The organism is Amphritea sp. (assembly GCF_048266285.1).
GTDB lineage: Bacteria > Pseudomonadota > Gammaproteobacteria > Pseudomonadales > Balneatricaceae > Amphritea.
In genome coordinates this window covers 18,231-42,730 of the sequence record NZ_JBLWZV010000018.1, presented here as the reverse complement: position 1 = coordinate 42,730, position 24,500 = coordinate 18,231, and the positions used below count along the sequence as shown (strand labels likewise).

The window sequence follows — 24,500 nt, the reverse complement described above, 5'->3', positions numbered from 1 at the left end:
CTTTTTTAGCCTAATTATTAAGGTTATTTTAAGGTTTAATGATTAGACTGAATGTAATCAATTCGTCATTCCGTCTGGAGTACACACTATGCGCAAAACAACCCTCGGCAAAGTGGGCATCACGCTACTTTCTTGCAGTATCGCGGCCACCGCCTTTGCAGGCTTTGGCGATCTTCTTAAAAAAGTGGAAGATAGCGGCAAGCAGCTGCTAGAACAAAAACAAAGTACATCTACATCATCGGGCGCTGATAGCAACCTTAGCTATGACACTGTAATTGCCGGCCTGAAAGAAGCACTGGAAGTCGGTAGCCGCGAAGCGATCGAGTCCGTCAGTCAGAAAGATGGTTATTTTAGTAATGAACTCATCAAAATTCCTTTACCCGATCAATTAGAACAGGCAAGCAGTCTGTTGAAAAAGTTCGGCCTAGGTTCGCAGGTTGAGGCATTTGAGCTGAGCATGAACCGCGCCGCCGAACAAGCAGCGCCCGAAGCAACCGAAATACTGGTCGGCGCGATTAAAGAGATGAGCATCGAGGATGCACGAACTATTTTGAATGGCTCGGATGACGCCGCTACCGAATACTTCCGCGAGAAAACCTCAAGCAGCTTAGAAGCACTCTTTCGCCCATCGGTTAAAAGCTCGATGGATCAGGTTGGGGTGACTAAATCCTATAGCGACCTAACGAAACAAGCGGCTCAGGTACCGATGGTAGGCGATTTCGCTGAAGACTATAATCTTGAAAACTATGTCACTGAAGGCGCATTAAATGGCCTATTCACCATGCTAGCGGCCGAAGAGAAAAAAATCCGTGAAAACCCAGCTGCCCGTACCACCGACCTACTAAAACAAGTATTCGACTTTTAAGGAATCATAATGCTTAAGCAATACCTGCTATCGATATTACTGAGTGTCACGCTATTCAGCCCAGCGTTTGCTGATGATCTCAACCCTGTCGTGGTGATGACCACCAATGCTGGCGTTATTGAGCTCGAACTCATGCCGGAGCAAGCACCACTCACCGTGGCCAACTTCCTGCGCTATGTTGATAGCGGTTTCTTTACCGACACGATTTTCCACCGAGTTATCGATAACTTTATGATTCAAGGTGGCGGATTTAGCGCTGATCTGGAGCGTAAGGACACCCTACCTCCGGTCCGTAATGAATCGGCCAACGGTCTGCCCAATATGCGCGGTACCATTGCCATGGCCCGCACCAATGATCCTCACAGCGCAACATCACAGTTCTTTATCAACCTGAAGAACAACGACTTTCTCAATGCCAACGGCCCTCGTCCGGGCTACGCCGTATTTGGTAAAGTGATCAATGGGATGGATGTAATTACTCAAATAGGCCATGTACAAACCGGCCGCCAAGGACCATATAGCGATGTGCCTGTTGAGCCGATTGTGATTCAGAGCGTGGTATTGAAAAACAACCACTAAAGAAAGATGTCGATCGAAAAAGACTTGCGAGCATCAATGATGCAAAGCAAGTCTTCTTACTGACTTTCTGAGCGTCGAGTGAGTCGCTCTTTCTGCAACCTTCGAGCAATCCGCTACGAAGGTCTTTCCACCGCCACATAAGCACCAGCTAAGGTCATTGCAACCTTGTTACCCTGACGAACCTCAACGTCTAGATTCAGTCGGGCCCGCCCTTTGCTATCCATATACGCGATAAAACCATCTAGCTCGGCTTGCTCGGGAAGCGTCGTTGTTGCCGTAAAATCACCCAACACGGGCGCTAAATATTTGAGCTGACTGTCGCGAATCATCACGTCACAATCACGTCCCTGCTCGCGTAGATACAGGGTCACAATAGCCCAGCCGCAGAGGGTTGCCAGAGTCGCTAACGAGCCACCAAAACCGGTGCCTTTATCGTTAACATTAGGAGCCAATGCCGCCGTCAGTGTTAATGATCGACCATCATAAACCGGATCACCTAGTCCCATATGGCCAATCAATGGAATCTGCTCTTTCAGCCATAATTGAAAGAGATCTGCTGTTTGTTGATGATTCATCCAGTTAGCCCTGCTCTATCGTTTGAACAATCAGCTCCAATCGCTGACAAATTGGCTGATATCAGGCTGGGGAGCCTTACGTTGCCGTATCGGTGTGCCGACGTAGAGATAACCCACTATCTGTTCATCCGCCTGCAACCCTAAACCCGCCATCACCAGCGGATGATAAGCCAATTCGCCGGTACGCCAAATGGCCCCTAAGCCCTGAGCATGAGCGGCCAACAACATATTCTGTACCGCACAACCGGCAGCAAGAATCTGTTCCGAGTGAGGTACCTTGGGATGATCTTTAATAGCCGCAATCGCCACAATAATCAGCGGTGCTCTTAACGGCATATTTTTGAATTTCGTTTGCTGTTCAGCAGAAAGCAACTGATCCGCTGCCATTGCACTCAGGTAGAGTTCACCCAGCTTATGGCGCGCATCACCCGCTATATTCAGAAACCGCCATGGCTGTATCGCACCATGATCCGGCGCGCGAAGAGCCGCACGGTACATATTCTCCAACTGCTGAGGGCTAGGCCCAGGTGCTTCCAGCGCAGCGATGGAGACTCGCTGATGCAGATTATCCAGTGCGTCCATGTTAACTCCCGTTATTGGCGGCTTAAACGTAAATTCACAGGCTGACCCGCCTCACTACTACGCCAAGGGTTAATATCCAACCCTCCGCGTCGTAAATAACGGGCATAAACCGTTAGTTTCTCTGGTTGGCAGCGCTGCCAAATATCCATAAAAATCGACTCGACACACTGTTCATGAAAATCACCGTGCTCACGATAAGAGATCAGGTAGTGCAGCAAACCGGCTTTTTCGATAGCGGGGCCTCGATAGTCAATCGAAATACTCGCCCAATCGGGTTGTCCGGTCACCGGGCAATTCGATTTCAGCAGATGACTATATAATGCTTCTTCCACCACCGCACCCACCGCACTAAGACGCTGTGGAGCAGGGCTATAATCAACCACCTCAATATCCAAGTCATCTAAGCACTCACCCTTAAAGTGACTGATCGCAGCGCTGTTATCGACCGGCAATAACAACACCTCAACCGCACCACCAGCCGCCGCAGATAAGTCTTCAACCATACGCACCTGCACCTCAGCTTCACTCTCGAAGCGGGTCAGATTAAACGAGTTGAGATAAAGCTTAAACGATTTCGACTCAACAATATGGCTACTAGCAGCGGGTATACGAAACTCGGCCAGCCGAACCACCGGCTTTCCTCGGCTATTTAGCCAAGAAACTTCATAGGCGTTCCAGATATCACATCCCTGAAATGGCAGTGCAGCGCGATCAACGCCCTGAGCCTTCCAATTTAAATCCCGCGCAATCGGGTATAGCAGCGCCCCATCGTACTGATTAACATAGGTGGTATCAGCCCCCAGAGGCGCATGATCTAGGGCGTTTTGTTGATCTTTCATCTGGCGGACCTCGCTACTGTCGTATACCTTTTCCGGTATTGAGCAAATACATGGAATAACTGAACAACACCACAATCACAGCGATGATCATGGCATAAGCCAGACCGATATTAATATCACTGACACCTAAAATGCCATATCGGAAGGTGTTGACCATATAGAGTATGGGGTTCAACTGGGAAACGCCCTGCCAAAACTCAGGCAACAAACTGATGGAATAGAACACACCTCCAAGATAGGTCAACGGAGTTAACACAAAGGTCGGAATGATCGAGATATGATCAAAGCTGTTAGCGAAAATCGCATTAATAAAGCCGCCCAGCGAAAACAAAATAGCGGTTAAAAAGACGATAGAGGTAATCACCCAGAAGTTATGAATATGCAGATCGGTGAAGAACAACGACAATGTCGTCACGATCAAGCCCACCAATAACCCACGCACCGATCCCCCGATGACATACCCTGCCAAGATAATCCAGTTAGGTGTAGGGGAAACCAATAGCTCTTCTACATGCCGCTGAAACTTAGTGCTATAAAAAGAGGACACCACATTGCTGTATGAGTTGGTAATCACCGACATCATAATCAAGCCGGGCACAATAAACTGCATATAATCAAAGCCACCCATCTCACCGATACGTGAGCCAATCAGGTTACCGAAAATAATAAAGTAGAGTGTCATGGTAATCGCAGGGGGTAACAGTGTCTGCCCCCAGATACGCGTAAACCGGCGCACCTCTTTAACCAGCAGCGTCCAAAAAGCAATAAACAGTTGGCGATTATTCATTGTTTTCACCCTTATTTTTGTCGTCTAGGGTTTTATCCACCAATGAAACAAACAACTCTTCCAAGCGGTTGCTCTTGTTACGCATACTGGTCACTTCAACCCCCTGCTCGGATAATTGACTAAATAAACGATTCATCCCCTGAGACTTTTCGACCTCCACACGTAAAGAGAGATCTTTTTCCAGCGTCACCGGATAGCCCTCCAACACGGGACATTCACTCAACGACTGTGCCGTGTCGAGAATAAAGGTCTCGGTATTCAACTGTTGCAATAGGTCTCGCATACTGGAGTTTTTAACAATCACACCCCGGTCGATAATACCGATATTGCGACACAGGCTTTCCGCTTCTTCTAGGTAATGAGTGGTTAAAATAATCGTCGTGCCATTAGCATTTAACTCTTGCAGAAATGCCCACATTGAGCGGCGCAACTCAATATCAACCCCCGCTGTAGGCTCATCTAATATTAACAAGCGCGGCTGATGTATCAGCGCACGGGCAATCATTAAACGACGTTTCATCCCGCCAGAAAGACTCCGCGAGGGTTCATGTCGCTTATCCCATAAACCTAACTTACGTAGATAAAACTCACTGCGTTTCTTCGCCTCTGTCGCAGCAATGCCATAATAGCCGGCCTGAGTAATCAAAATATCTTCGACATTCTCGAACATATTAAAATTAAACTCCTGTGGCACAACACCCAGCTCACATTTAGCCTTATCGGCCTGACTATCGAGGTTGTAACCAAACACTTCGACCTGGCCACTGGTCTTATTCACCAATGAGGAGACGATACCCAGCGTCGTTGACTTACCTGCCCCGTTGGGGCCGAGTAACGCAAAAAAGTCACCTTCTTGCACCTCAAACGAGATACCTTTCAGTGCTTCAAAACCATTTTTGTAAACCTTACGCAGATCTTTGATGGAGAGTGCAGCTGTCATGCAGTTTCCTGTGGCATTGCTAAGAGGGAATGCTGAATCGATTAAACAGCATAGATTGGGGCAGCCGGAGACAATTTCAACGGTTACTGCCACTTAAATTCTGGGTTAAAATGTCGCTTTGCTCTCGTATATAACGCACGGAACACTATGACACCTTATCAGTTTCACCACCTTAATTTCCTTAAAATTGCCTATAACAATTTTATTCATCAGGAACCTTTCACCCTTGAGGAGATTTCGGCTGAAGAGGAGCAGTTTATTCTTGATTTTCAGCAGCTGATTCATGATTTTGAACAGGGTGATACGCAGATCTATCAAGAAGGTGAGCAGTTCCTTGACCGAGCATTTCGTATGTATCCTCAACTGGCGCATCTCATTGCCCGCGACCTTCTCTGGTTTTTCGGCGGCACCTGCCTACATAACATGGCGGATATCGAATTAGAAAAATTCCAACGTCTCGACGAGCTGCGCTTTACCGCAGAAGAGCAAGGCGAAGAGTTTGACTATATCAATACCCGCGCGAGCATTTTCGGGCAAAACTAATAGAGTACTTAATTCGGCTATTTGTTGCTGTAACACTTTACAGCAACCGAAATCCACACTTATCAACTCGTGGATTTCGGCTGACTAAAGTTTCAAATATCCTTCAACGGCTGTGAATGACAGATATATTGCATAAAGGCTTCAGGCGGCAAAGGTTTACTAAAATAGTAGCCCTGAATGATTTGGCAGTTATTCTCCCTTAAGAAACTCAACTGTTCACTGGTCTCAACCCCTTCGGCAACCACTTCCAGCCCCAGCGTATGGCACATCGCTAATGTCGCTTTGATAATCGACTCATCACTGCGATCAATACCAATATCTTTAACAAAGCTGCGATCAATTTTTAACCGATCGATCGGCAATTTCTTCAAATAACTAAGCGACGAATAACCGGTACCGAAATCATCCATCGCCAACGTAATTCCCCGCTCCCGCAGATAGGTTAACTTGCCCACCGCGACCTCAGGCTGACGAATAACAAAGTTTTCGGTCACTTCCAACTCAAGATTCTCGGGACTGAGGCCCGATTCAGACAAGGCCTCTTCAACACTACTGATCAGACGCTCATGGGCTATCTGTTGACCCGCCAGGTTAACCGATACTTTCATGTCCGGCAGACCAACATGAATCCAGGCCTGCATCTGCCGACAGGCTTCACGTAATACCCACTCACCTAAGGGTATAATCAGATCGAGCTCTTCCGCTAAAGGTATAAAGCGATCCGGCGGCAATAAACCGGCGCTAGGGTGCTGCCAACGCACTAAAGCTTCCACCCCGATAACCCGGCTCGTGACAGCATCCACCTGAGGTTGATAGTAAAGTACCAACTCATCATTCTGGATTGCTTTACGTAAATCAGCTCCTAGAGAGAAACGCTCAAAACGCTGATGATCTTTCTCTACATCGTAGATAAAGTAACAATTTTTACCGGCGTCTTTGGCTTGGAACATCGCAACATCAGCATGTTTGATCAGCGTAGCGCCATCATCGCCATGATCAGGGAACAGACTTATACCAATACTCACAGTGACCACAATTTCATATTCACCAATCCAGAAGGGTTGCTGAAACGCTTGAAGGACTTTACTAGCAACCACCTCTGCCCCTTCAAGATCTCGGATACTGGTGAGCAATACACTAAACTCATCGCCCCCTTGTCGCGCCAACAGGTCCGTATCACGAATACACTCACTGATCCGCCGGGTCGCCACTTTCAGTAGTTTATCGCCCACCGTATGACCCAAAGAATCATTAACCTCTTTAAAGCGATCTAGGTCAATGAACAGCACCCCAACATGGCTTCCGGTACTGCGACCCTTTTCAATCGCATCATTCAAGCAGCTCATAAAGAATAATCGATTGGGGCGCTCGGTAAGGGGATCATGATTCACTAGCCACTGGAGACGGCGCTCAGCTAGCTTACGATCACTGATATCCATACCAATACTTAACATCAGCGGTTCATCTTGGGATTTTCGCAACCGTACATGCAGCCAAGAAAGATCATGGCGATTACCACCACTATCAAGTAACACACTGTCAGTGCGCACTTCCGTTTCCAGGCCATCCATCAACCGGCCGGTATTAGATAGGAAGTCGAGCCGCTCTTCTTCCCGCTGCAGGGTATCCAAGAAAGTCGCTTTACGGAATGACTGACTATCGAGATCCATCAATTGCAGACCAAAGTGGTTAACACTGCGTAATTGCCCTTTACCATTCTGGGTAATAATAACCAGCGGTGCGGTTTCCAGCAGGCCGAATAAAAAGTCTCGTTCTTGAGTTAACGCATGACGGCTTTTTTCGAGGCTATCGGTGCGTTCAGCAACCTCATCCTCCAACCCTTCAAGCTGTTCACTCAACAGGACCGAACTTTGAACCAGCAGGTCCCGCTCGTCTTCACCAAAAATAGGCCGTCGGGTGCGAAACTCCGCCAAGTTTTTACGAAACTCGCCAAACTCTCCGCGACTTAACAGCGACATATCCTGCGCCAAACGGGTAAAGAAATGAATCGGTTTTTGTAACAACAGTGACAACAGCACCAAGGCCGTGAGAATACCGCCGAGACCCAGCAGCAGGTAGTTCAATAAACTTTGACGAATACTTAATAAATGGCCTGAGATATCATCCAATACAACCCAATAGGCCTGTCCTTCGCTAACCCCTTTTAAGGGAGAGAAAAGCACCTCGAAATACCGGTCATTATATTCCAACACATAACTCCCACCCCCGGGGTTGAAGCTTTGCTCTAAGCTAAGCCGCTCTAACAGTTCCTGATTTTGCGATCGGTTCGTCAGAGAGTTGATCAACAACCCCCAGTTACCTAATTCACCCACGCCAGCGGGAGCTTGCAGTGCCAAGCCAATATCCAACGTGGTCTGCTGTTTAATGTCATAAATAACATCATAGAGAAAACGGCCAACCATTAGCACGCCCTGCTTCTCTCCCGCCATCTGAATAGGAATGGCGACATATCGCAGACATACGGTGGTACACACCAACTTACGTAATGGTCGTTCAGTTTCATATACACGGCGAATATCATCTGCTTGGATATCAACTCTTTCGCCCCAAAAACCCACCATGCGGGCCTGACCATCAAAAAGATACGCAGCATTCACCGAGCCAGTCAGTTGAAACGCATCAAACTTAAGATTAATCATCTGCGTCAGATGGGCCAACGGCGTAGCGTGTTGCTCCTGCGAGCTGTTATCGATCAACGGCAATAGTTCAGCGACTTCAAGCAAGCGCTGATAAGAGGCTTCAACCGAGCCATCGAGGCGGGCCACCTCGGATAAATTGATCTGCTCTCGCTGTAATTTAAACTGCTCATTGAGCTGCGTCAGTGAGAAAAAAGCATACATGCCCTGCACCCCGACCAGCACAACCACTAGCAGGATGAAGATTTTCCACCTGATACTTACAAACTTTCGGTGTACGTCAACCATCATGCTCTATCTCACGATGTCATAGTTTAGAAACGGTAAGTCGCCTGCAAAGCAAAAATATTCCAGTACTTACGTAATTTGGCAGAATCTGGATTATCCTGTTCTGCAGCCCAGCCAGTACCTTCTACATTATGTAGCTCAGCCCGAAATAGCCAGTCCGAATTAGGCCGCCAGCCCACCCCAAGGGTGACATCTTGGCTATAAAAATTATGCGCTTGGCGGGGATAGAACATTTGGCTATTCTCTTTGCCTTTGGGATCATTACCATCCAGCATCAAGTCGTCATAGCGCAGCAACAGGTCCCAGTTGTAGTTGAGTCGATATTGCAGCTGTAAATAATAGGATGTTAACGGGGTCTTTGGCCGGGCAGCATAAATACCGCCTAATTCGGTCCAGTCAATGTCATGCACCATATACTCACCGGTTAAACTCCAGTGTTCGGTGTTGTACTGTGCCGAGAGCATCGCCACGTTCAGCTTAAGATCGCCGTCATGAAATTCAAACTGAGGATCGCCGCCATTATAGTCAAAGGGCACTGTTCCCCCTGCGGGCTGATAACCTAACCGATATTCAGACACTGTTGCCCCAAGCCGAAACCGACCGCTCTCAGAATTGTAAATCACCCGCCCCATAAAGCCTTCTGATTGATCAAACTCACCCACGGCATCCACGGCAAGGTAGGCATACTCAACATTTGTGTCGGTTTGCGGACTGCCATACAGTAGATCAACATCAAGCCAACCACCGGGCACCGATATAGAACCGTACAAAATCGCACCATCGATCGACAACTCTAAATCCCGCGCCTGATCAAAATAGAGCGACTGTGGCAACATAATGCTGGGCCGGGTAAAGGCTACATCACGAGTCTCATTGTAAAAACCAAAAGGGACTTTCAGCCGACCAACCCGCATGCCAACCGCATGTTCTACAGAGTCAGTGAAACGGTAGTCGAGCAGCGCATAATCCAGTTGAGGATCACCGTTGTCTACCTCTCCCGCCTGGCGCGACATCAACTGAACCGCGCCACGTAACTTTGGGGTAAAACGATAGGCCGTATTTAAGCCGATCTCATGAAAGTCAAAACTGCCATGTTCGCTACTTTCACCATAGACGTTGTTTTCATCGGTATAGAAGAAGCCCTGAGTGATGAAGCCATTCACCGAGAAATCATTATCTGAGCCCTCAGCAAAGGCAACGGAGCAAAAAGCGCCCAATCCTGAAACCAGCAGGGCCGAAAGATATTTAAAATTCATCGACAACCCTCACTTTTTCAAGATCTAGCTTAAATGACTCTTCAATATAGCCGATCGCCCCTTTGTTCTGACTGACATTGCGATACATCTCTTCCATGGTATCCACCCGTTCAGGTTCAGAGCCTGCGCCAGTAAAAACCTGACGATCCCATTTATTTCTTAACTGATAAGGAAAAACTTGTAGCTGTTGCTTAACAAACAGGCTGTGTAGAGGATGTCTATCGGGCAACACAAAGACCCGTATCGGCCTTCCATCTGGCCAACGGGTAACGCGCATCGAAAAAACAGCAAAAAGAAAATTTCTGTCGAGTGTTTGTTGTTTAACGTCTTGAGAGACGATCACTGAATGTGCGGAAGCGCTTCCTACAGAAAGGCTCAGTACGACAACAAAGAGCAGTGATATCCTTATCAGCCAGACCATTTAAATGATTACCTATCAAATCATTAAGTTACTGAGTATATACGAAGCTTATAAGACAAAAAATATTCCACAGCAAAAAGCTGAAGAATTTTAGGGATAATGAACAGATATGAGAGGAAAAAAGAAAAAAGTGGCGTCCCATAGGGGGTTCGAACCCCTGTTACCGCCGTGAAAGGGCGGTGTCCTAGACCACTAGACGAATGGGACGCATATTGATGAACTGTATATTGGAGCGGAATATCGGGCTCGAACCGACGACCTGAACCTTGGCAAGGTTCCGCTCTACCAACTGAGCTAATTCCGCGTTACAAAAGGTGGCGTCCCATAGGGGGTTCGAACCCCTGTTACCGCCGTGAAAGGGCGGTGTCCTAGGCCACTAGACGAATGGGACTAAACACATTTGTATCTCTCCTCGTCATCAGAGGAGGCGCGTATATTAATGACTAACCCTACCCCCGTCAAGAAAAAATATACAAAAAATTCATTCAATCGACACAACTGCAGCACGGCAAATAGTTGAGTCTAATACGGGTAAAAAGAATCAGGCTAACGAGCAGCGCTCAGCCACACAAGCAAGCGTAGAAGATGGTCGTACATTAAAGAGGGAAGTCTAAAGATTAAAGCTATACGTCACCGTCAATCGCAAGGTATTGAGCAATAAGGATGCAGAAAGAATTAATTCGAAGAAAAACAAAATCGAATAATAAAGAAGAGAGAGTATCAAGGATGGAGCGGAATATCGGGCTCGAACCGACGACCTGAACCTTGGCAAGGTTCCGCTCTACCAACTGAGCTAATTCCGCGTCATAAAAAGTGGCGTCCCATAGGGGGTTCGAACCCCTGTTACCGCCGTGAAAGGGCGGTGTCCTAGGCCACTAGACGAATGGGACGTGGCGTCCCATAGGGGGTTCGAACCCCTGTTACCGCCGTGAAAGGGCGGTGTCCTAGGCCACTAGACGAATGGGACGCTGTGGCTCTGTTTCCAGAAGACGGGGCGTATCTTATTGATCTGGCCCGTTTCGGTCAACCCCTTTCCATCAATTTTGTAATATTTTTTCAGTATTTTTAAAAAATACAGGCTCATGTCTCCAGCCCCGTTAACTCAACACGCCTAAGCCCCTACTATCTCGCCCTCAGCACCTAAAGTAACCATCCACCATACGGCTCAAAACACTATAAATAGAACCCGACTAATGCACTGTGCGAAAATTCGTCACTTATAAAGGAATCGCAGTACTAAACTTATCCCGCCGAAGTGAGATCAACGTTCTAAACTTACTCAGGTTCGCATCAGTCGATAAATATTGACGGGTGAAACGCTCATAACTTTCCATATCTTCCACCATCAGCATCAAGAGAAAATCAACCTCACCGGTCACCTGATAACATTGCGTCACCTCTGGAACCGATTCCATCTTGCGCTTAAAAGCAGCGTAGATATCCAGCTGATCACGCACCATCTCGACTTCAACAATGACATTTATATAACGCCCGACCAACCGCGGATTGATCAGCGCGACCTCCGCCATAATGACACCAGCCTCTCTCAGTCGACGAACTCGACGCAGGCACGCTGGCGGTGATAAACCGATCTGTTCTGCTAATGCTTGGTTGCTGGTGCGGCTGTCTCGCTGCAGGATATTGAGGATACGCCGATCGGTTCGATCAAGATCAAATAACATAAAGACAACCTATTTGTTAACTTTTAGAAAGTTTGATGATGAAATTTGCAATATTATTTCGTTTGAAGCCACTCATTGAAATCATAGGACAGAATTCTCATTTAGACTAGCCTTCTGTTACCCAGCCTTAGCGGAACCTCTTTTATGCGACAGTTATTCAATCAATTTTTCCATAGCACCCTGCCCCAGTTGGCACGGGAGATCTATGAGGTCTGCTGGCTACTCTTTAAAATCATGATTCCAGTGTTACTGGTTGTCAAAGCATTAGAAGAGTTCGGCGCTATTCCCTATATCAGCTTGGCATTAGAACCTATTATGCAGCTAGTCGGCTTACCCGACTCAATGGGCCTCGTCTGGACCACCACGCTATTAACCAATATCTACGGCGGTATGCTGATCTTTTTTCAATTAGCCCCGCAGGAACATCTGACTGTCGCCCAAGTCACGGTGCTTAGCAGCATGATGTTGATCGCCCACAGCCTACCGATAGAGCTACGTATCGTGCAAAAGGCTGGTGTAAAAATAATAGTCGCGCTGCTCATCCGTCTGTTATCGGCATTGGCGCTCGGCATGTTACTCCACTACAGCTATCAGTGGGCCGACTGGCTACAGCAGCCAGTGGTCCTCATCTGGCAACAACCCGTCACCGATAACAGCTTATTGAGTTGGGGCCTTAATCAACTTAAGAGCTTTATTATGATCATTGTGATTATCACCGCGCTAATGAGTCTGCTACGCTTTCTGCGCTGGGTGCATATTGAACGCTTGATGATCTGGCTACTGCAACCACTGTTGAAACTACTGGGGATTAGCACCCAAGCCACCTCGTTAACGATTATTGGCGTCACCTTAGGCTTATCTTTCGGAGGCGGACTACTAATAAGAGAAGCCCAGAGTGGACATATCAGCCCCAAAGACTGCTTTTCGGCACTCTGCCTACTCAGCCTGAGTCATAGCATTATCGAAGACACCTTACTGGTTATGACCCTCGGTGCAGACCTATCCGGCGTACTCTGGACACGCCTTGCCTTCAGTTTTGTCTTTGTTGCTATTATGACCCGTTGGCTAAACCGTACCTCAAAGACATTCCAGCATCGCTGGTTACTCAATACGCCCGACAACACCGGCATAGGACGTCTCAATGCAAACTGATACGCAAGAGCTAAAAAAAGGCATGTTGTTTGCCCTTTCCGCTTACGGCATGTGGGGGCTGTTTCCCATCTACTTTAAAAGTGTTGCTGAGGTCAGTCCCTTTGAAGTGCTGTGTCACCGGATTATCTGGTCGCTGGTCTTCCTTGGATTATTTATTATGGTATCGGGCCGTTGGCAAACACTGGTCGGCAACCTGCGCCAAAAACGCTTACTGGTCAGCCTTGCCATGTCCGCTATCTTTGTCTCCTTGAACTGGCTGGTGTTTATTTGGGCCGTTGGCCAGGGACGGATTCTGGAAACCTCTCTCGGTTATTTTATCAACCCCTTGATCAGCCTACTGTTAGGCATGATCTTTCTCGGCGAGCGCCTACGTAGAGGACAATGGATCGCTATTCTATTGGCGGTCGCTGGTGTCGGATATCAATTGGTATTACTTGGCAGCCTGCCCTGGGTCGCACTGTTTCTCGCCTGCAGTTTCGGTATCTACGGTTTATTACGTAAACGTATCGTCGTTGACCCATTTTCCGGTCTGTTAATCGAAACCTTACTGATCAGCCCGTTTGCCCTACTCTATCTATTCTGGTTAGAGCAGCACGACCAACTGACGTTTTTAACCCAAGGAATTGATATGGACCTACTGCTAATTGCTGCAGGGATTATCACCAGCCTACCGCTGATCTGCTTTGCTGCGGGGGCCCGCCGGCTAACATTAACCCTCAATGGGCTGCTACAGTACACCGCACCAAGCATCACCTTTTTATTAGCGGTACTGGTCTACCATGAACCACTGGATGCTAATCGCCTAGTCACCTTTGCCCTTATCTGGGCCGGCTTAATCTTCTTTACCGCCGAAGGTCTGTGGAAAAACAAACAGAGCGCGTTTTAGCGCGCCCCTATCAGACAAAAAAATACCGGCTTTCGCCGGTATTGCTTACATAAAATCAAACCTTCGCTGATAGCTCAGGGCGCTAACTCTTCATACGGCAGACCCACATATTGCTCAGCAATTACCCGGCGGCCGTTCTCAGAGTTTAGATAGTAATCCAGCTCTGAATCCATAAAGCGTTTAAAGGTTGCCGCATCCATATCACCGGTTTCCATCTGACCGAAGTTATGCAACATATTACTCATCCACCAAGAGAAACGTTCACCGTTCCAAACCCGACGCAGCGCAATCGCCGAATATTGGGTAATACATTCAGGATCATTCTCCTGATAAACCCGCGTCATGATTTTATACAGCGTCGCCACATCAGAAGCCGCTAGGTTAAGTCCTTTCGCCCCTGTCGGAGGCACAATATGCGCAGCATCACCAACTAAAAACAAACGCCCATACTGCATCGGTTCACAAACAAATGATCGCAGCGGCGCAATACTCTTTTCAATACTAGGTCCGGTAACCATATTGTCCGCCACATCTGCTGGCAGACGTTTTTTCAGCTCATCCCAGAATGCATCATCAGACCAGTCTTCAACTTTATCGGTCAGTGGCACTTGCAGATAATAACGGGAGCGGGTTTCGGAACGCATACTCGCCAGCGCAAAACCACGCTCATGTTTACAATAGATCAACTCACTATTACACGGAGGCGTATCACTCAGCAGCCCTAACCAACCGAACGGATAGACGCGTTCATATTCGGTGCGCTTTTCCTCGGGAATGGTCTGGCGAGAAATGCCGTGGAAACCATCACAACCGGCAATATAGTCACACTGTAGTTCATACTGCTCACCGCCATGCTCAAAGGTGATCGAAGGTGTGTCTGAGGTAACATTGTGCGGCTGCACGGCAGAGGCTTCATAATAGGTCGTCAGACCTGCCGCTTCACGGGCGTTCATCAGATCTTGAGTAATCTCGACCTGACCATAACAAACCACGGTTTTACCGCCGGTCAGTCCTTGCAGATCAATATGATGACGCTGGCCATTAGCGGAAATTTCGAAGCCATGGTGGACATCACCACTTTGATCCATGCGTTCAGCAACACCCGCCTCACGCACCAAGTCAGCAAACCCTTGTTCCAGAATACCCGCGCGAATGCGCCCTAAGACATAGTCACCCGTTACCCGTTCTAAAATAATATTACTAATGCCCTGCTTCGCTAACAACTGACCTAGCAATAGCCCTGAAGGGCCCGCACCAATAATTGCAACTTGAGTTTTTATAGTATTCATAATCATCTCTTGTCTTAGCAGCTTTAAACCACAATGCTTCGAATTAATAGAGATCTATACTGCCGGGAACCCGGCGTGCAAAAAATAGACGATTAGATCTATTGATTGTACTTTTTAAACAGTTTACCCCTTAGCCCGCACTCTCGATATTCACCAGTGAGCGACACTTCACACTCAAATACCCCGAAAACGAAAAAAGGGACCCTCAATGAGGATCCCAATATCGCAATGACTCAGCTAAGGCTTATTTAAGAATAAAGCCTGATTTAAATTAAGTGTCTTGCTGGCCGTACTCCTTAGCCAACATCGCCTCAATTTTTCTACGCGCCTGCACTGCGGGCACATCCGCAAGTGCGAGCAATTCTTTCTGCACACTCGCCGCCACGTCTAAACGCTCTTCAACCGCATTAATCGCATCGACATCCTGCTGACGAATGGTGATATCAGATTCTTGTTGGAAGCGGTCTAACGCCTCATCACCCTGCCTAAAATTACGTACAGAAAAACCAAAGTAATGGGTGGTTGTTTCTGTTTCAGGAGTGATCGCATGGAGAATCAATAACGCCCCCAACGCCTCAGGCACTGTATCGTGACCCGCCAACTTAGTCACAATCGGCAAACTGGTTTTAATCAATTCTGGACCATAGAAATCACTCAATGAGTCAAAGTCTGCCAGCCCTTCATAGGCCGCCTCAGCACCAAACACCTCGGTGAAGAAGGGGTTCCATGGCGCCTTACCACTGCGCACAATGCGGTAACTTCTTTCACGCTCTTCAGTCTTCAGGGGTATTTTTTTCATCGCTTCGCCACCACCTACATGATGATGCACATACGGCAGATGAGTCAGATCCATTAGGTTGTCAATTAACAGTTGCGAACGACCGTTAAGCAGAAAATAGTTTTCTGAACTGTAATGCCAACCGGGCAGGCCTAGACCAAAGTCTTCGTAAGGGGGAATCAAGTTCGTATCACACTGATCAAGATCGCCCATCCAGATCCAGCAAAGGGGGCCGCGTTCTTCTAATGGATACACCGGTTGGCAAAACTTAGCTTTGACACTGTCCTGGGAGGGAATATCAACACACTCACCCGTATCCGCAAAGGTAAAGCCATGATAACCGCACACAATAGCATCACCTTCAAGCCGTCCTTTTGCTAAAGGATAATAACGGTGAGGGCATAAGCCATACATCGCTACCGGCGTACCATTCTCTTTGCGATACATCACAACCGGTTTATTCAATAAGGTGCGTTCGATAGGTTCGCGTGAAATCTCATTCGAAAACGCCGCTATATACCAACGGTTACGAACAATTGAGCTTTCATATTTGTATGGATACATAATTAAATATTCCCCAATTTATATTTTTATATTTGTTGTGCTTTTTGAGCAGCTCTTGCGATTCAAATAGACTCGTTTTAGCAAACCCAAAAATAGCGCCCATGGGTTAACCCCTGCAGCGCTTAAAGCGTTCTGGTATACATAGACTCAAGTCATAACAGAACGCTCAATAGAGAGCGAACGACTCACTTACCATTCCGTTTTAAATGGGCCGTAAGTTGGCGTACGTCCGTTAGTTTCCTCTTCGACAATGTTATTCCGCTGACGGCCAAGGTAAGTAATAGAACTTTCCATAACATCTCCCGGCTTCAGCCATAAACCACCGAGCGTGGCGGCGTTACCCGGAGGAGACCCCATAATCATCAGATCGCCGGGCAGTAACTTGATCCGCTCAGACGCATGGGACAGCACCTGACTAGGTGAAAAAATCATATCTTCAGCGGGCCAGTCTTGGCGCTTCTCACCGTTAACATTCAACTTAATCTGCATTTTTTGACGATCAACAAACTCTTTCGGCACCGCAAAAGGGCCAAACGGTTTGAAGTTAGGCTGGAATTTACTGATCCAGTCGAAGTTAAACTTAATATCAGCCCGTTTAAATTCATCCACCGTACCAATATCGTTGACCATGACATAAGCCGCGATCAGGTTTTCTGCGTCCTCAGGCCTAACATAACGCTCGCTTTTTCCAACGATGATACCAAGTTCTAACTCCCAATCCGGTTGATCGCCAACGAGTGGTAAAGGAACATCATCATTCGCGCCACATAAAGCTGAATGCATACCCACAAAAAAGAAAGGTGTGCCTTCACGACCGCGACGATCGACCTCTTCATAGTTGCGTTTGAAAAACGCTTCATCGTCTTCGCCTGGCAAGCGCTTATCTTGGTTAAACTTGTTGAACGTCATCATCTCAGCAACATGCTGACGATAGTTCGATGCGGCACATAGCATATTAGGATGAGCCAGCACCGGCAAGATAATCAGATCTTGAAACGATTGTGCGGGACGATCTTGCTTTTCGGCTAATGATTTAGCCCATTCAAGAGCACGATCCCAATCATTAAAGATCGCATGGGTATCCACATAACGATCCGACAGATTTAACACATTGCCACCGGGCAACACTAAACCTGGAAACGGGAGTTCACCTTCGCCCCGTGCTTGATAAGTACCAATACCAAAAGTCCCCTCGACGAGGCCGGTAATCGGGTCAATATTCTCTGGCTCTACTGCAGGCTGTACCTGGTATGCCGTAAATTCTTTTGAGCTCATAAACTGTATTCCTCTACTCAATGCTGTTTACTGTGTGCGAACATGGCGATCAGCTAAAGTAGCGATCTGGTGGCTCTGAACTCCACACATCCATTTCGACATCAGCAATATTGTGTACGCGTGAACCATCACTGGCTTTCATCCGGTCGGTATCTGAGAAAGTTTCAAAACGGTTACGATCCGGGTCACGCCATACATCAAAAATATGACTACCATGGGGGTGACGTCCGACGCCCCACACCAATTCGTAGTCTTTCGATTCTAAGAAGCGGTGCGTCATAAATTGCGCTTCGAAATCTTGTGCTTCGAAACTAATATGATGGCAGGCGCTTTCACCTGTTTGACTCTGCATCAAGGCAATAACATGGTGGTCGACCAACTCTTCACCACGGTCAAGACGCAAGAAGCCAACGATCTGGGCATGCGGCTGACCCGGGATGTGATAAACATCACTCGGAATAAGCCCTAACACCTTTTGATACCAAGGGAGGCTTTCTCCAAAACTTGGCACAAACAATCCCACATGGCCTAAACGAAATAGTTTTGCCGGCCCCATCGGACGCTTAGGTTCAAAACGGCCTTCGCGCGCGTATTCCTGTGGCGAGTTCATAATAAGCGAGGCATACGCGGGCTCTGCTGCGACAGATTCAATGCCATGGACCAAATCAATCTCGAAACCATTTGGATCCATCAAGGTCACCGCCACACCACCGCCGGGAGTCGTCAATTGACGAATGGGCGAAGCGCCATGTTCATCAATCGCATGACGCAGATCACTTTCACTTTCAACCTCAAACGCGAGGCCAATAAAACGGGGTTCGTCGGCCTTTTCGGCGACATAAGCAAAGGCGTCACCGCCGCCTGTGCGCATCACTAAACGCTGCTCGGTTCGCTCAACGGTCAATAGACCAAAATCTTGCGCAAACGCTTCAGTTTGAGCAAGGTCCTGCACCTGAAATCTCACATGATGAGGGCTTTTAAGACGCATATAAGGGTTACTCCTTTTTTATTTTATTTTTGAACCGGTCAGCAGCACACCACAAATCACTTACTCATCGAAACCGCGACTCGACTAAAGGTTGGATCAATATAGGCGCCTAACCTATCAGCGTCCAATATAATAAAAACCATCAAGCTATTCGCATTACTTATAGGTTAAGTTATCAGTACTCACTATAGGTGCCCCCCAAATAACTCAGGTTCGCAATGTTAATCCCAATAGATCCGCCGCATTTAGCCCCATAATTTTGGCTTTATCCCCATCACAAAGATGCTGATGGAACTCAACTGGGTTTGGTTCAGCCATATCAAAAGGATAATCGCTACCGAGGCATAAACGATCAGCCCCTTGAGTACGCACTAAAGAATCGAGTTGATCCTTATCGAACACCAGAGTGTCGAACCATAGCTTACGCAGATAACTCGATGGCAGGTGCTGACAATGTTCGCTGCAATCGGCCCGTGCACGCCAGCCATGATCCATACGTCCCCAGTAGCCCGGAATATAACCGCCACCGTGCGCAACACAGATTTTCAAACCGGGATAGCGATCCAACACACCGCCAAAAATCAGATGACCCACAGCCAACGTGGATTCCAAGGGGTTACCAATCAGGTTATTAAAATAGTATTCCGTCATACGGTTAGCTTGGGTGAAACCTAACGGATGAATAAAGAGTAGAACACCCAACGCCTCGGCGGCAGCAAAGAAAGGACGAAACTCTTCGCTGTGTAAATCTTTACCATTGACATTTGAGCTTATCTCAATGCCCCGTAGATTCAGTTCACGCACACAGCGTTTCATCTCGGCAATCGCCATCGGCACGTTTTGTAATGGCACAGTCCCCATACCCACAAAACGATCGGGATTCGCCTCCACCGCTTGTGCAATGCCATCATTAACCAGTTTAGCGGCGTGCAAACCGATGTCAGCATCCGTGAAATAAAAATATTGGCCCGGATTCGGAGACATCGCTTGGACATCAATGCCCAACCGATCCATATCCTTAATACGTTGCTCTACACCATTGAGTGTCGCACCGATTGTGCCAAATTGAGCACGGTTAACCTCTAAGGTTTTAGCACATGAAAATTCATTAATCCCCGGCGGTGGTCCCGGGTAATTAACCTGCACAATGCCATCCGCAGCGGACACATTTAAATGACAATGGATATCCACCACCAAGTGTTTGCCTTTACGCTCAACCGGAATTAAATTTTGATCTGCACAACTAACAACACTCATGAATTAAAACCCCATTAACTATTATTTTTATAATGACGAAGGTACACACAAAGAAAATCAGTTGCAGAAACCGTTATGCGACTTCGCGGTGCTAAACGCACACATAGATATAAAGACTGATGGTCTAATTTCCCATCTAACACATATAAGCGTCCAATCATAATTAACCTTGCAAGCTATAAGTGCCGCTGATAGATTAGCCCAATGCGATTTGACGGATTAGATTTAAACCTACTGGTTGCCCTTGAGGCACTGATTGAGGAGCGACACGTTTCGGCGGCGGCGCGACGCATTCACTTGAGCCAACCGGCGGTGACCGGGGCTCTTAAGCGACTGCGGGAATACTTTAATGATGAGTTACTCGTGCAACGTGGTCGCCGCATGTTTCTGACGCCTAAAGCCGAGGCACTAGCGGAACCGGTACACCGAGCACTGCTGCAAATCAGGGGCGAAATCACCCGGGCTGGCAGTTTTGATCCGGCCACCACCGCACGTCACTTCGTGATATCCGCCTCGGATTACGCCTACACTATCCTGCTCGGCAATGTAGTGGCTAAAGCGGCAACCCTAGCCCCTAAAGTGACCTTCGAGATCGTCCCCCCAAGCGAACAAACCATTAACCGCTTTGATCGCGCCGAAATAGATCTACTGCTAACCGTCGATACATTGGCACTGTCGAATCATACCTTTACAGAACTTTGGCGGGATGATGAGGTGATCATCAGTTGGGATGAAGCCGGTTTTGAAGAGATAGATGTGGATACTTTTTTCGCCTGTGGTCACGCCATTGCCGCGTTTGGCCCGGAGCGGCGCCCCTCGATTGCAGACCATTATATTGACAGAAACGGCTGGAAACGCCGCGTAGAAGTGCAACTACCTGAATTTGGTGCACTCTGTCAGGCGATCATCGGTACCAAGCGACTGGCGACAATGCATCGCCGCTATGCTCTGCATTTCGCCAAGTTATATCCCATCAAACTACACCCAACCTGGACCCCCTTCCCGGAGATTGTCGAGGGGATCCAGTGGCATAACGTCAGGGACTCTGACCCCGGGTTGCAATGGTTAGCAGGCCTATTGCAAACCAGCAGCCAAGAGCTAGATAAAAAGTCATAAACAACGGTTGATATTCAGCCCGACGTCAACTTAAGCCGAACAGTTAAAACAACCTCTGCCCTTATCTAGCATCACCTAACGCTCATGACTCAGGAAAACAGCAGAGGTATTGAGCAGTGCCTCTACGTGAGATAACACTGCTTTAAGATGACGTCGACTCAAGGCTCAATCAGTGCATTTTGAGAGATCGACATAAACGGCTCGAACAGGTAACTAACAACCGTGCGTGTACCCACCAATATCGATACCTGAACACGTACTCCGGGAATCAAGCGAAACGATTGCACGCCACGAATAAACTCATAGGAATCAGGCTTCACTCTGACCTTATAAAATGGCATGCCATCATTATCCATCATGCGATCAGCACTCACCGAAACCACCTTACCCGTGATAGGCCGGAACCCTCGGGCCGTGCCTGACATCAATTCCATCCGTACCCGATGACCGACTCTGACCAAACCAACATCCCCCACCGGCAAACGGGTTTCAATCACTAAAGGATCATCCACCGGCACTAGGTTCATCAAGGTACCACCAGGCTTCACAATCACTCCAGGCCCCAAGACATTAAGATTTAATACCACTCCATCGGAAGGCGCCATAACAATCAGCCGATCCTGAGTATCGGTTAGCTTCAAGCGCTGATCTTTCAGCTCCTCAAGCTCCATATTCGTTTCTGAGAACTCCGTTTCTAACGCTTCAGTCTCTGTTGACCTAAAAGACTCTAATTCAGACTTTGCTCCGGCTATCGAGGCCTCGGCACTTTGTTTGGTCGAACGGATCTCAGCCACTGCACCGGTCACCGTTCGCTCCTCTTTCAATAAGTTTAATTGCTCATACTTAGTGACCAAACCATCTTTGAGCAGTGCATTATTAATACTCACCTGCTCTCTGAGTAAGCGTAACTTCTGATTAAGATGCAACTCCCTCGATTTTAACTCTCGCAATTCTGCCTGCCGCTGTTCAATCAAGCGGGACAAACGATCCTCTGTGGAGTGATAGCGATCGAACGCGGCGGTCAAAATCTGATTAGCATTATTGACCTGTTGAGCATCCTGTTGCGAATAGCCTTTTGGTACGGGGAAAGATTGTTCACCGGCAAGCTGCGCCCGAATTCTCATCATTCGAATTTCGAGTGAGCGTATACGTTTCTCGACGACCCCTAGGTCGGCTTCGGATGCAACACGTTTTAGCTCCACCAGCGGCTGCCCCTTCACGACTCGCTGCCCTTCAGACACCAGAATCGCGTGAACAATACCACCTTCGAAGTGTTGTATCGGTTTAGTCAGTGTCGATGGCACCACCTCACCCACGGAGCGACTGGCCATATCGAGGGTAAAAAAGGAGACCCACAATGCCAAAGCAAACAGCAGGATACTTAGCCCCCAGATATGCACCCGGCTGGAAAACAAGCTGGTGATATCATCGGGATCATGTGCCGGTGCAAAGTACGATTTTAACCTACCGATTAATTGATTATTTGCCATCAGTCTTCAGCCGCCTCATGGTTTATTTGCGCGGCATGAACAACCGTCGGCTGCGGCTTGCTATCAAGATCGATCATAAAGTTTGCTGCCTTGATAATAAAAGGCTCATTCGTCATCACAACAACGGTTTTTCCCCCCTTCACTAATCGATTAAGAATATTGGCAACCGCGATACAGCCTTGGCTATCCAAAGCTTCCGTCGGATCATCAAAGATGACAATTTGGCCATCGACCAATAGCGCCCGCGCTAAGGTAATACGCCGCCTAACCCCCATAGAAAGGGAAGCTCCGTTCGCATAAAGCGGCATCAGAAGTCCCTCTTTACTGTTCTGTAAAAAAGCCCCCAAACCCACTTCTTGCATAACCTCAACTAACCGATCATCAGCAATATCCGCCCCCATTGAGAGATTTTCTCGCAATGAGCCATCCAAAAACGCTGGCTCCTGGGGGAAATAACTTAACTGCTGGCTCCACCACTCCTGAGAGGCCTGCCTTAAATCCATATCATCAATTTTAATTCGCCCTCTGGCAGGCTCAAGCAGCCCACTCAATAAGCGAGCAAAGGTGGTTTTACCCGCACCATTGCTGCCTTTAAACACCAAAACAGTGCCTGGTGGTTGTTTAAAATCGAGAGATTCAAACAGCGGTACAGGCTGCCCTGCATAAGCAAAGGCAAGGTCTTCAAAGGTAATATCCCCTTTCACATGCGTCAGACTCATGCCCTGCTCATTCTGCCGTGGCAAGCGCGCAAGCTGGCCAAGAAGTTCGAGAGAACGCAGTCCTCTTTTTACCGGTTCAACCAGTTGCATCACGCGGTTCAACTGGCCAATCGCCCGAGAACCGAGAATACTGGCGCCAATTAATGAGCCCACATCAAGGTTACCCGCCAGCACTTCCCGGGAACCTAAACCGAAAATAACAATACTGCCAAGTGCCGCACTGATAATACCAATGGTACCGATATGCCCCTGCAAGCCAGCCACCATTCCTCGGAAGCGTGTTACATCTTGGACATTTTCATCCCACTTAGTGCTAATCAACGCCTGAGTTGGAAAAGCCCGCGTCAGTTCAGAACTCGAACACAGCCCATTCTGTAACCGTCCCCAAGAGACAACAGATTTAATCAGCCCCTTAGACGGATCGTCGATGGCGTTATAAAGCAACCATGTCAGTGCGGCAATCAATAGTGTTAATAGCAACACACCTAGCCCCACAACAGGGCTCAGCAAAAAGACAAACAGCACGAAAATCAATCCGAACGGACCATCAACCACTGATAACAGGTTTTGCGGTCCGAATGACATCTGCACCGTATTCAGCCCACTCAATGCCTCTCGCCGCGCCTCTGCGGGTAAGTTTTCAAACGACATATAACGGCTGGTCGTAATCGCATGCATAGCCGCTTGCGCCATTTGCTTATCAGACTTTCGACAGAGCCACTTCACCACATTATGTCGTGCGCCACGGAGAAAGACCTCAAGCCCGATAGCGATAAGTGCACCCAATGTCAGCGTAATCAGTGTTTCATCAATCCCCAATGCTAAATATCGATTCAGCACCTGAATGCTATATAACGATGACACTAGACCCAACATATTGATGATCAGTGACACAACGAGTACTTCGATAGCGAGGCGTCTCTCCTGAGTGAGACGCCGGTAGAACTCCTTCATTTAATCTCCCAATTAAAC

22 protein-coding genes and 6 tRNA genes are annotated in these 24,500 nt (G+C 47.9%); 6 read left to right on the top strand and 22 right to left on the bottom strand.

Annotation, left to right across the window (positions count from 1 at the left end; genetic code table 11):
* Positions 1-88 precede the first annotated feature (88 nt).
* Positions 89-865 carry a DUF4197 domain-containing protein gene (locus ACN0T0_RS16085; protein WP_417227749.1) on the top strand — a complete coding sequence of 259 codons (777 nt, stop codon included), beginning with the start codon at positions 89-91 and terminating at the stop codon, positions 863-865.
* Between the two features lie 9 nt (positions 866-874).
* Complete coding sequence (locus ACN0T0_RS16080; protein WP_417227748.1) at positions 875-1,444, top strand: peptidylprolyl isomerase; 570 nt, start codon at positions 875-877, stop codon at positions 1,442-1,444.
* 113 nt (positions 1,445-1,557) lie between these two features.
* Here ACN0T0_RS16080 and ACN0T0_RS16075 read toward each other — a convergent pair whose 3' ends face one another.
* The 5 genes from ACN0T0_RS16075 to ACN0T0_RS16055 are packed head-to-tail and all read right to left on the bottom strand — an operon-like array spanning position 1,558 to position 5,167.
* Complete coding sequence (locus ACN0T0_RS16075; protein WP_417227747.1) at positions 1,558-2,019, bottom strand: YiiD C-terminal domain-containing protein; 462 nt, start codon at positions 2,017-2,019, stop codon at positions 1,558-1,560.
* 30 nt (positions 2,020-2,049) lie between these two features.
* On the bottom strand, positions 2,050-2,601 hold the full coding sequence (locus ACN0T0_RS16070) for a nitroreductase family protein (RefSeq protein ID WP_417227746.1): 552 nt from the start codon (positions 2,599-2,601) through the stop codon (positions 2,050-2,052).
* 11 nt (positions 2,602-2,612) lie between these two features.
* The gene (gene queF / locus ACN0T0_RS16065) at positions 2,613-3,440 is read right to left on the bottom strand and encodes an NADPH-dependent 7-cyano-7-deazaguanine reductase QueF (protein ID WP_417227745.1); all 828 of its coding nucleotides are present in this window, start codon (positions 3,438-3,440) and stop codon (positions 2,613-2,615) included.
* A gap of 13 nt (positions 3,441-3,453) precedes the next feature.
* Positions 3,454-4,227 carry an ABC transporter permease gene (locus ACN0T0_RS16060; RefSeq protein WP_417227744.1) on the bottom strand — a complete coding sequence of 258 codons (774 nt, stop codon included), beginning with the start codon at positions 4,225-4,227 and terminating at the stop codon, positions 3,454-3,456.
* Entirely contained in the window at positions 4,220-5,167 is a 948-nt protein-coding gene (locus tag ACN0T0_RS16055) for an ABC transporter ATP-binding protein (protein ID WP_417227743.1), read from the bottom strand. The genes ACN0T0_RS16060 and ACN0T0_RS16055 overlap by 8 nt, the downstream gene beginning before the upstream one ends.
* Positions 5,168-5,314: 147 nt before the next feature.
* Between ACN0T0_RS16055 and ACN0T0_RS16050 the strand changes: the two genes are divergently transcribed.
* Positions 5,315-5,710 carry a PA2817 family protein gene (locus ACN0T0_RS16050; RefSeq protein WP_417227742.1) on the top strand — a complete coding sequence of 132 codons (396 nt, stop codon included), beginning with the start codon at positions 5,315-5,317 and terminating at the stop codon, positions 5,708-5,710.
* Positions 5,711-5,802: 92 nt separating this feature from the next.
* Here the strand turns inward: ACN0T0_RS16050 and ACN0T0_RS16045 are convergent, their stop codons facing one another.
* The 10 genes from ACN0T0_RS16045 to ACN0T0_RS16000 form a co-directional block, all read right to left on the bottom strand.
* The gene (locus ACN0T0_RS16045; RefSeq protein WP_417227741.1) at positions 5,803-8,658 is read right to left on the bottom strand and encodes an EAL domain-containing protein; all 2,856 of its coding nucleotides are present in this window, start codon (positions 8,656-8,658) and stop codon (positions 5,803-5,805) included.
* A gap of 23 nt (positions 8,659-8,681) precedes the next feature.
* Complete coding sequence (locus tag ACN0T0_RS16040) at positions 8,682-9,911, bottom strand: hypothetical protein (RefSeq protein WP_417227740.1); 1,230 nt, start codon at positions 9,909-9,911, stop codon at positions 8,682-8,684.
* Positions 9,901-10,332 carry a hypothetical protein gene (locus tag ACN0T0_RS16035; protein ID WP_417227739.1) on the bottom strand — a complete coding sequence of 144 codons (432 nt, stop codon included), beginning with the start codon at positions 10,330-10,332 and terminating at the stop codon, positions 9,901-9,903. Before ACN0T0_RS16035 ends, ACN0T0_RS16040 begins: the two co-directional genes overlap by 11 nt.
* A 131-nt stretch (positions 10,333-10,463) precedes the next feature.
* A tRNA-Glu gene (locus ACN0T0_RS16030) sits at positions 10,464-10,539 on the bottom strand.
* Positions 10,540-10,560: 21 nt separating this feature from the next.
* A tRNA-Gly gene (locus ACN0T0_RS16025) sits at positions 10,561-10,636 on the bottom strand.
* Positions 10,637-10,647: 11 nt separating this feature from the next.
* A tRNA-Glu gene (locus ACN0T0_RS16020) sits at positions 10,648-10,723 on the bottom strand.
* Between the two features lie 336 nt (positions 10,724-11,059).
* A tRNA-Gly gene (locus tag ACN0T0_RS16015) sits at positions 11,060-11,135 on the bottom strand.
* Between the two features lie 11 nt (positions 11,136-11,146).
* Positions 11,147-11,222 (bottom strand) — tRNA-Glu (locus tag ACN0T0_RS16010).
* Between the two features lies 1 nt (position 11,223).
* Positions 11,224-11,299, bottom strand: a tRNA-Glu gene (locus ACN0T0_RS16005).
* A gap of 250 nt (positions 11,300-11,549) precedes the next feature.
* Positions 11,550-12,014, bottom strand: a complete 465-nt coding sequence (locus tag ACN0T0_RS16000; protein ID WP_417227738.1) for an Lrp/AsnC family transcriptional regulator — start codon at positions 12,012-12,014, stop codon at positions 11,550-11,552.
* 144 nt (positions 12,015-12,158) lie between these two features.
* Here ACN0T0_RS16000 and ACN0T0_RS15995 point away from each other — a divergent pair, with 144 nt between their 5' ends.
* Together ACN0T0_RS15995 and rarD are read left to right on the top strand one after the other, a co-directional pair.
* Positions 12,159-13,166 carry a hypothetical protein gene (locus tag ACN0T0_RS15995; protein ID WP_417227737.1) on the top strand — a complete coding sequence of 336 codons (1,008 nt, stop codon included), beginning with the start codon at positions 12,159-12,161 and terminating at the stop codon, positions 13,164-13,166.
* Positions 13,156-14,052: an EamA family transporter RarD gene (gene rarD, locus ACN0T0_RS15990; RefSeq protein ID WP_417227736.1), complete on the top strand. Its 897-nt coding sequence runs from the start codon at positions 13,156-13,158 to the stop codon at positions 14,050-14,052. Before ACN0T0_RS15995 ends, rarD begins: the two co-directional genes overlap by 11 nt.
* A 74-nt stretch (positions 14,053-14,126) precedes the next feature.
* On the opposite strand, the gene pobA is transcribed toward rarD, so the two are convergent.
* The 5 genes from pobA to ACN0T0_RS15965 form a co-directional block, all read right to left on the bottom strand.
* The gene (gene pobA / locus ACN0T0_RS15985) at positions 14,127-15,332 is read right to left on the bottom strand and encodes a 4-hydroxybenzoate 3-monooxygenase (protein WP_417227784.1); all 1,206 of its coding nucleotides are present in this window, start codon (positions 15,330-15,332) and stop codon (positions 14,127-14,129) included.
* A gap of 280 nt (positions 15,333-15,612) precedes the next feature.
* Positions 15,613-16,683, bottom strand: a complete 1,071-nt coding sequence (locus ACN0T0_RS15980; RefSeq protein ID WP_417227735.1) for a Rieske 2Fe-2S domain-containing protein — start codon at positions 16,681-16,683, stop codon at positions 15,613-15,615.
* A 189-nt stretch (positions 16,684-16,872) separates the two neighbouring features.
* Positions 16,873-17,958, bottom strand: coding sequence for a fumarylacetoacetate hydrolase family protein (locus ACN0T0_RS15975; protein ID WP_417227734.1), 1,086 nt, complete (start codon positions 17,956-17,958; stop codon positions 16,873-16,875).
* Positions 17,959-18,007: 49 nt separating this feature from the next.
* Positions 18,008-18,946: a VOC family protein gene (locus ACN0T0_RS15970; protein ID WP_417227733.1), complete on the bottom strand. Its 939-nt coding sequence runs from the start codon at positions 18,944-18,946 to the stop codon at positions 18,008-18,010.
* A 207-nt stretch (positions 18,947-19,153) separates the two neighbouring features.
* Positions 19,154-20,203: an amidohydrolase family protein gene (locus tag ACN0T0_RS15965; protein ID WP_417227732.1), complete on the bottom strand. Its 1,050-nt coding sequence runs from the start codon at positions 20,201-20,203 to the stop codon at positions 19,154-19,156.
* 204 nt (positions 20,204-20,407) lie between these two features.
* Between ACN0T0_RS15965 and ACN0T0_RS15960 the strand changes: the two genes are divergently transcribed.
* Complete coding sequence (locus ACN0T0_RS15960) at positions 20,408-21,319, top strand: LysR family transcriptional regulator (RefSeq protein WP_417227731.1); 912 nt, start codon at positions 20,408-20,410, stop codon at positions 21,317-21,319.
* Positions 21,320-21,477: 158 nt separating this feature from the next.
* Here the strand turns inward: ACN0T0_RS15960 and ACN0T0_RS15955 are convergent, their stop codons facing one another.
* Positions 21,478-22,809 carry an HlyD family type I secretion periplasmic adaptor subunit gene (locus ACN0T0_RS15955; protein WP_417227730.1) on the bottom strand — a complete coding sequence of 444 codons (1,332 nt, stop codon included), beginning with the start codon at positions 22,807-22,809 and terminating at the stop codon, positions 21,478-21,480.
* A complete protein-coding gene (locus ACN0T0_RS15950) occupies positions 22,809-24,482 on the bottom strand; it encodes an ATP-binding cassette domain-containing protein (protein WP_417227729.1) in 1,674 nt (557 codons plus the stop codon). Before ACN0T0_RS15950 ends, ACN0T0_RS15955 begins: the two co-directional genes overlap by 1 nt.
* Between the last annotated feature and the right edge of the window lie 18 nt (positions 24,483-24,500).

What these genes read in the sequence shown, in the direction of transcription:
- ACN0T0_RS16040 (WP_417227740.1), bottom strand. Translation starts at nt 9,911, where the DNA reads ATGAATTTTAAATATCTTTCGGCCCTGCTGGTTTCAGGATTGGGCGCT.
- ACN0T0_RS15975 (WP_417227734.1), bottom strand. Translation starts at nt 17,958, where the DNA reads ATGAGCTCAAAAGAATTTACGGCATACCAGGTACAGCCTGCAGTAGAG.
- ACN0T0_RS16045 (WP_417227741.1), bottom strand. Translation starts at nt 8,658, where the DNA reads ATGATGGTTGACGTACACCGAAAGTTTGTAAGTATCAGGTGGAAAATC.
- ACN0T0_RS15965 (WP_417227732.1), bottom strand. Translation starts at nt 20,203, where the DNA reads ATGAGTGTTGTTAGTTGTGCAGATCAAAATTTAATTCCGGTTGAGCGT.
- ACN0T0_RS16055 (WP_417227743.1), bottom strand. Translation starts at nt 5,167, where the DNA reads ATGACAGCTGCACTCTCCATCAAAGATCTGCGTAAGGTTTACAAAAAT.
- ACN0T0_RS15950 (WP_417227729.1), bottom strand. Translation starts at nt 24,482, where the DNA reads ATGAAGGAGTTCTACCGGCGTCTCACTCAGGAGAGACGCCTCGCTATC.
- ACN0T0_RS16000 (WP_417227738.1), bottom strand. Translation starts at nt 12,014, where the DNA reads ATGTTATTTGATCTTGATCGAACCGATCGGCGTATCCTCAATATCCTG.
- ACN0T0_RS15970 (WP_417227733.1), bottom strand. Translation starts at nt 18,946, where the DNA reads ATGCGTCTTAAAAGCCCTCATCATGTGAGATTTCAGGTGCAGGACCTT.
- ACN0T0_RS15980 (WP_417227735.1), bottom strand. Translation starts at nt 16,683, where the DNA reads ATGTATCCATACAAATATGAAAGCTCAATTGTTCGTAACCGTTGGTAT.
- ACN0T0_RS16080 (WP_417227748.1), top strand. Translation starts at nt 875, where the DNA reads ATGCTTAAGCAATACCTGCTATCGATATTACTGAGTGTCACGCTATTC.
- queF (WP_417227745.1), bottom strand. Translation starts at nt 3,440, where the DNA reads ATGAAAGATCAACAAAACGCCCTAGATCATGCGCCTCTGGGGGCTGAT.
- ACN0T0_RS16075 (WP_417227747.1), bottom strand. Translation starts at nt 2,019, where the DNA reads ATGAATCATCAACAAACAGCAGATCTCTTTCAATTATGGCTGAAAGAG.
- ACN0T0_RS16085 (WP_417227749.1), top strand. Translation starts at nt 89, where the DNA reads ATGCGCAAAACAACCCTCGGCAAAGTGGGCATCACGCTACTTTCTTGC.
- ACN0T0_RS16035 (WP_417227739.1), bottom strand. Translation starts at nt 10,332, where the DNA reads ATGGTCTGGCTGATAAGGATATCACTGCTCTTTGTTGTCGTACTGAGC.
- rarD (WP_417227736.1), top strand. Translation starts at nt 13,156, where the DNA reads ATGCAAACTGATACGCAAGAGCTAAAAAAAGGCATGTTGTTTGCCCTT.
- ACN0T0_RS15955 (WP_417227730.1), bottom strand. Translation starts at nt 22,809, where the DNA reads ATGGCAAATAATCAATTAATCGGTAGGTTAAAATCGTACTTTGCACCG.
- ACN0T0_RS15995 (WP_417227737.1), top strand. Translation starts at nt 12,159, where the DNA reads ATGCGACAGTTATTCAATCAATTTTTCCATAGCACCCTGCCCCAGTTG.
- ACN0T0_RS15960 (WP_417227731.1), top strand. Translation starts at nt 20,408, where the DNA reads ATGCGATTTGACGGATTAGATTTAAACCTACTGGTTGCCCTTGAGGCA.
- ACN0T0_RS16050 (WP_417227742.1), top strand. Translation starts at nt 5,315, where the DNA reads ATGACACCTTATCAGTTTCACCACCTTAATTTCCTTAAAATTGCCTAT.
- ACN0T0_RS16060 (WP_417227744.1), bottom strand. Translation starts at nt 4,227, where the DNA reads ATGAATAATCGCCAACTGTTTATTGCTTTTTGGACGCTGCTGGTTAAA.
- ACN0T0_RS16070 (WP_417227746.1), bottom strand. Translation starts at nt 2,601, where the DNA reads ATGGACGCACTGGATAATCTGCATCAGCGAGTCTCCATCGCTGCGCTG.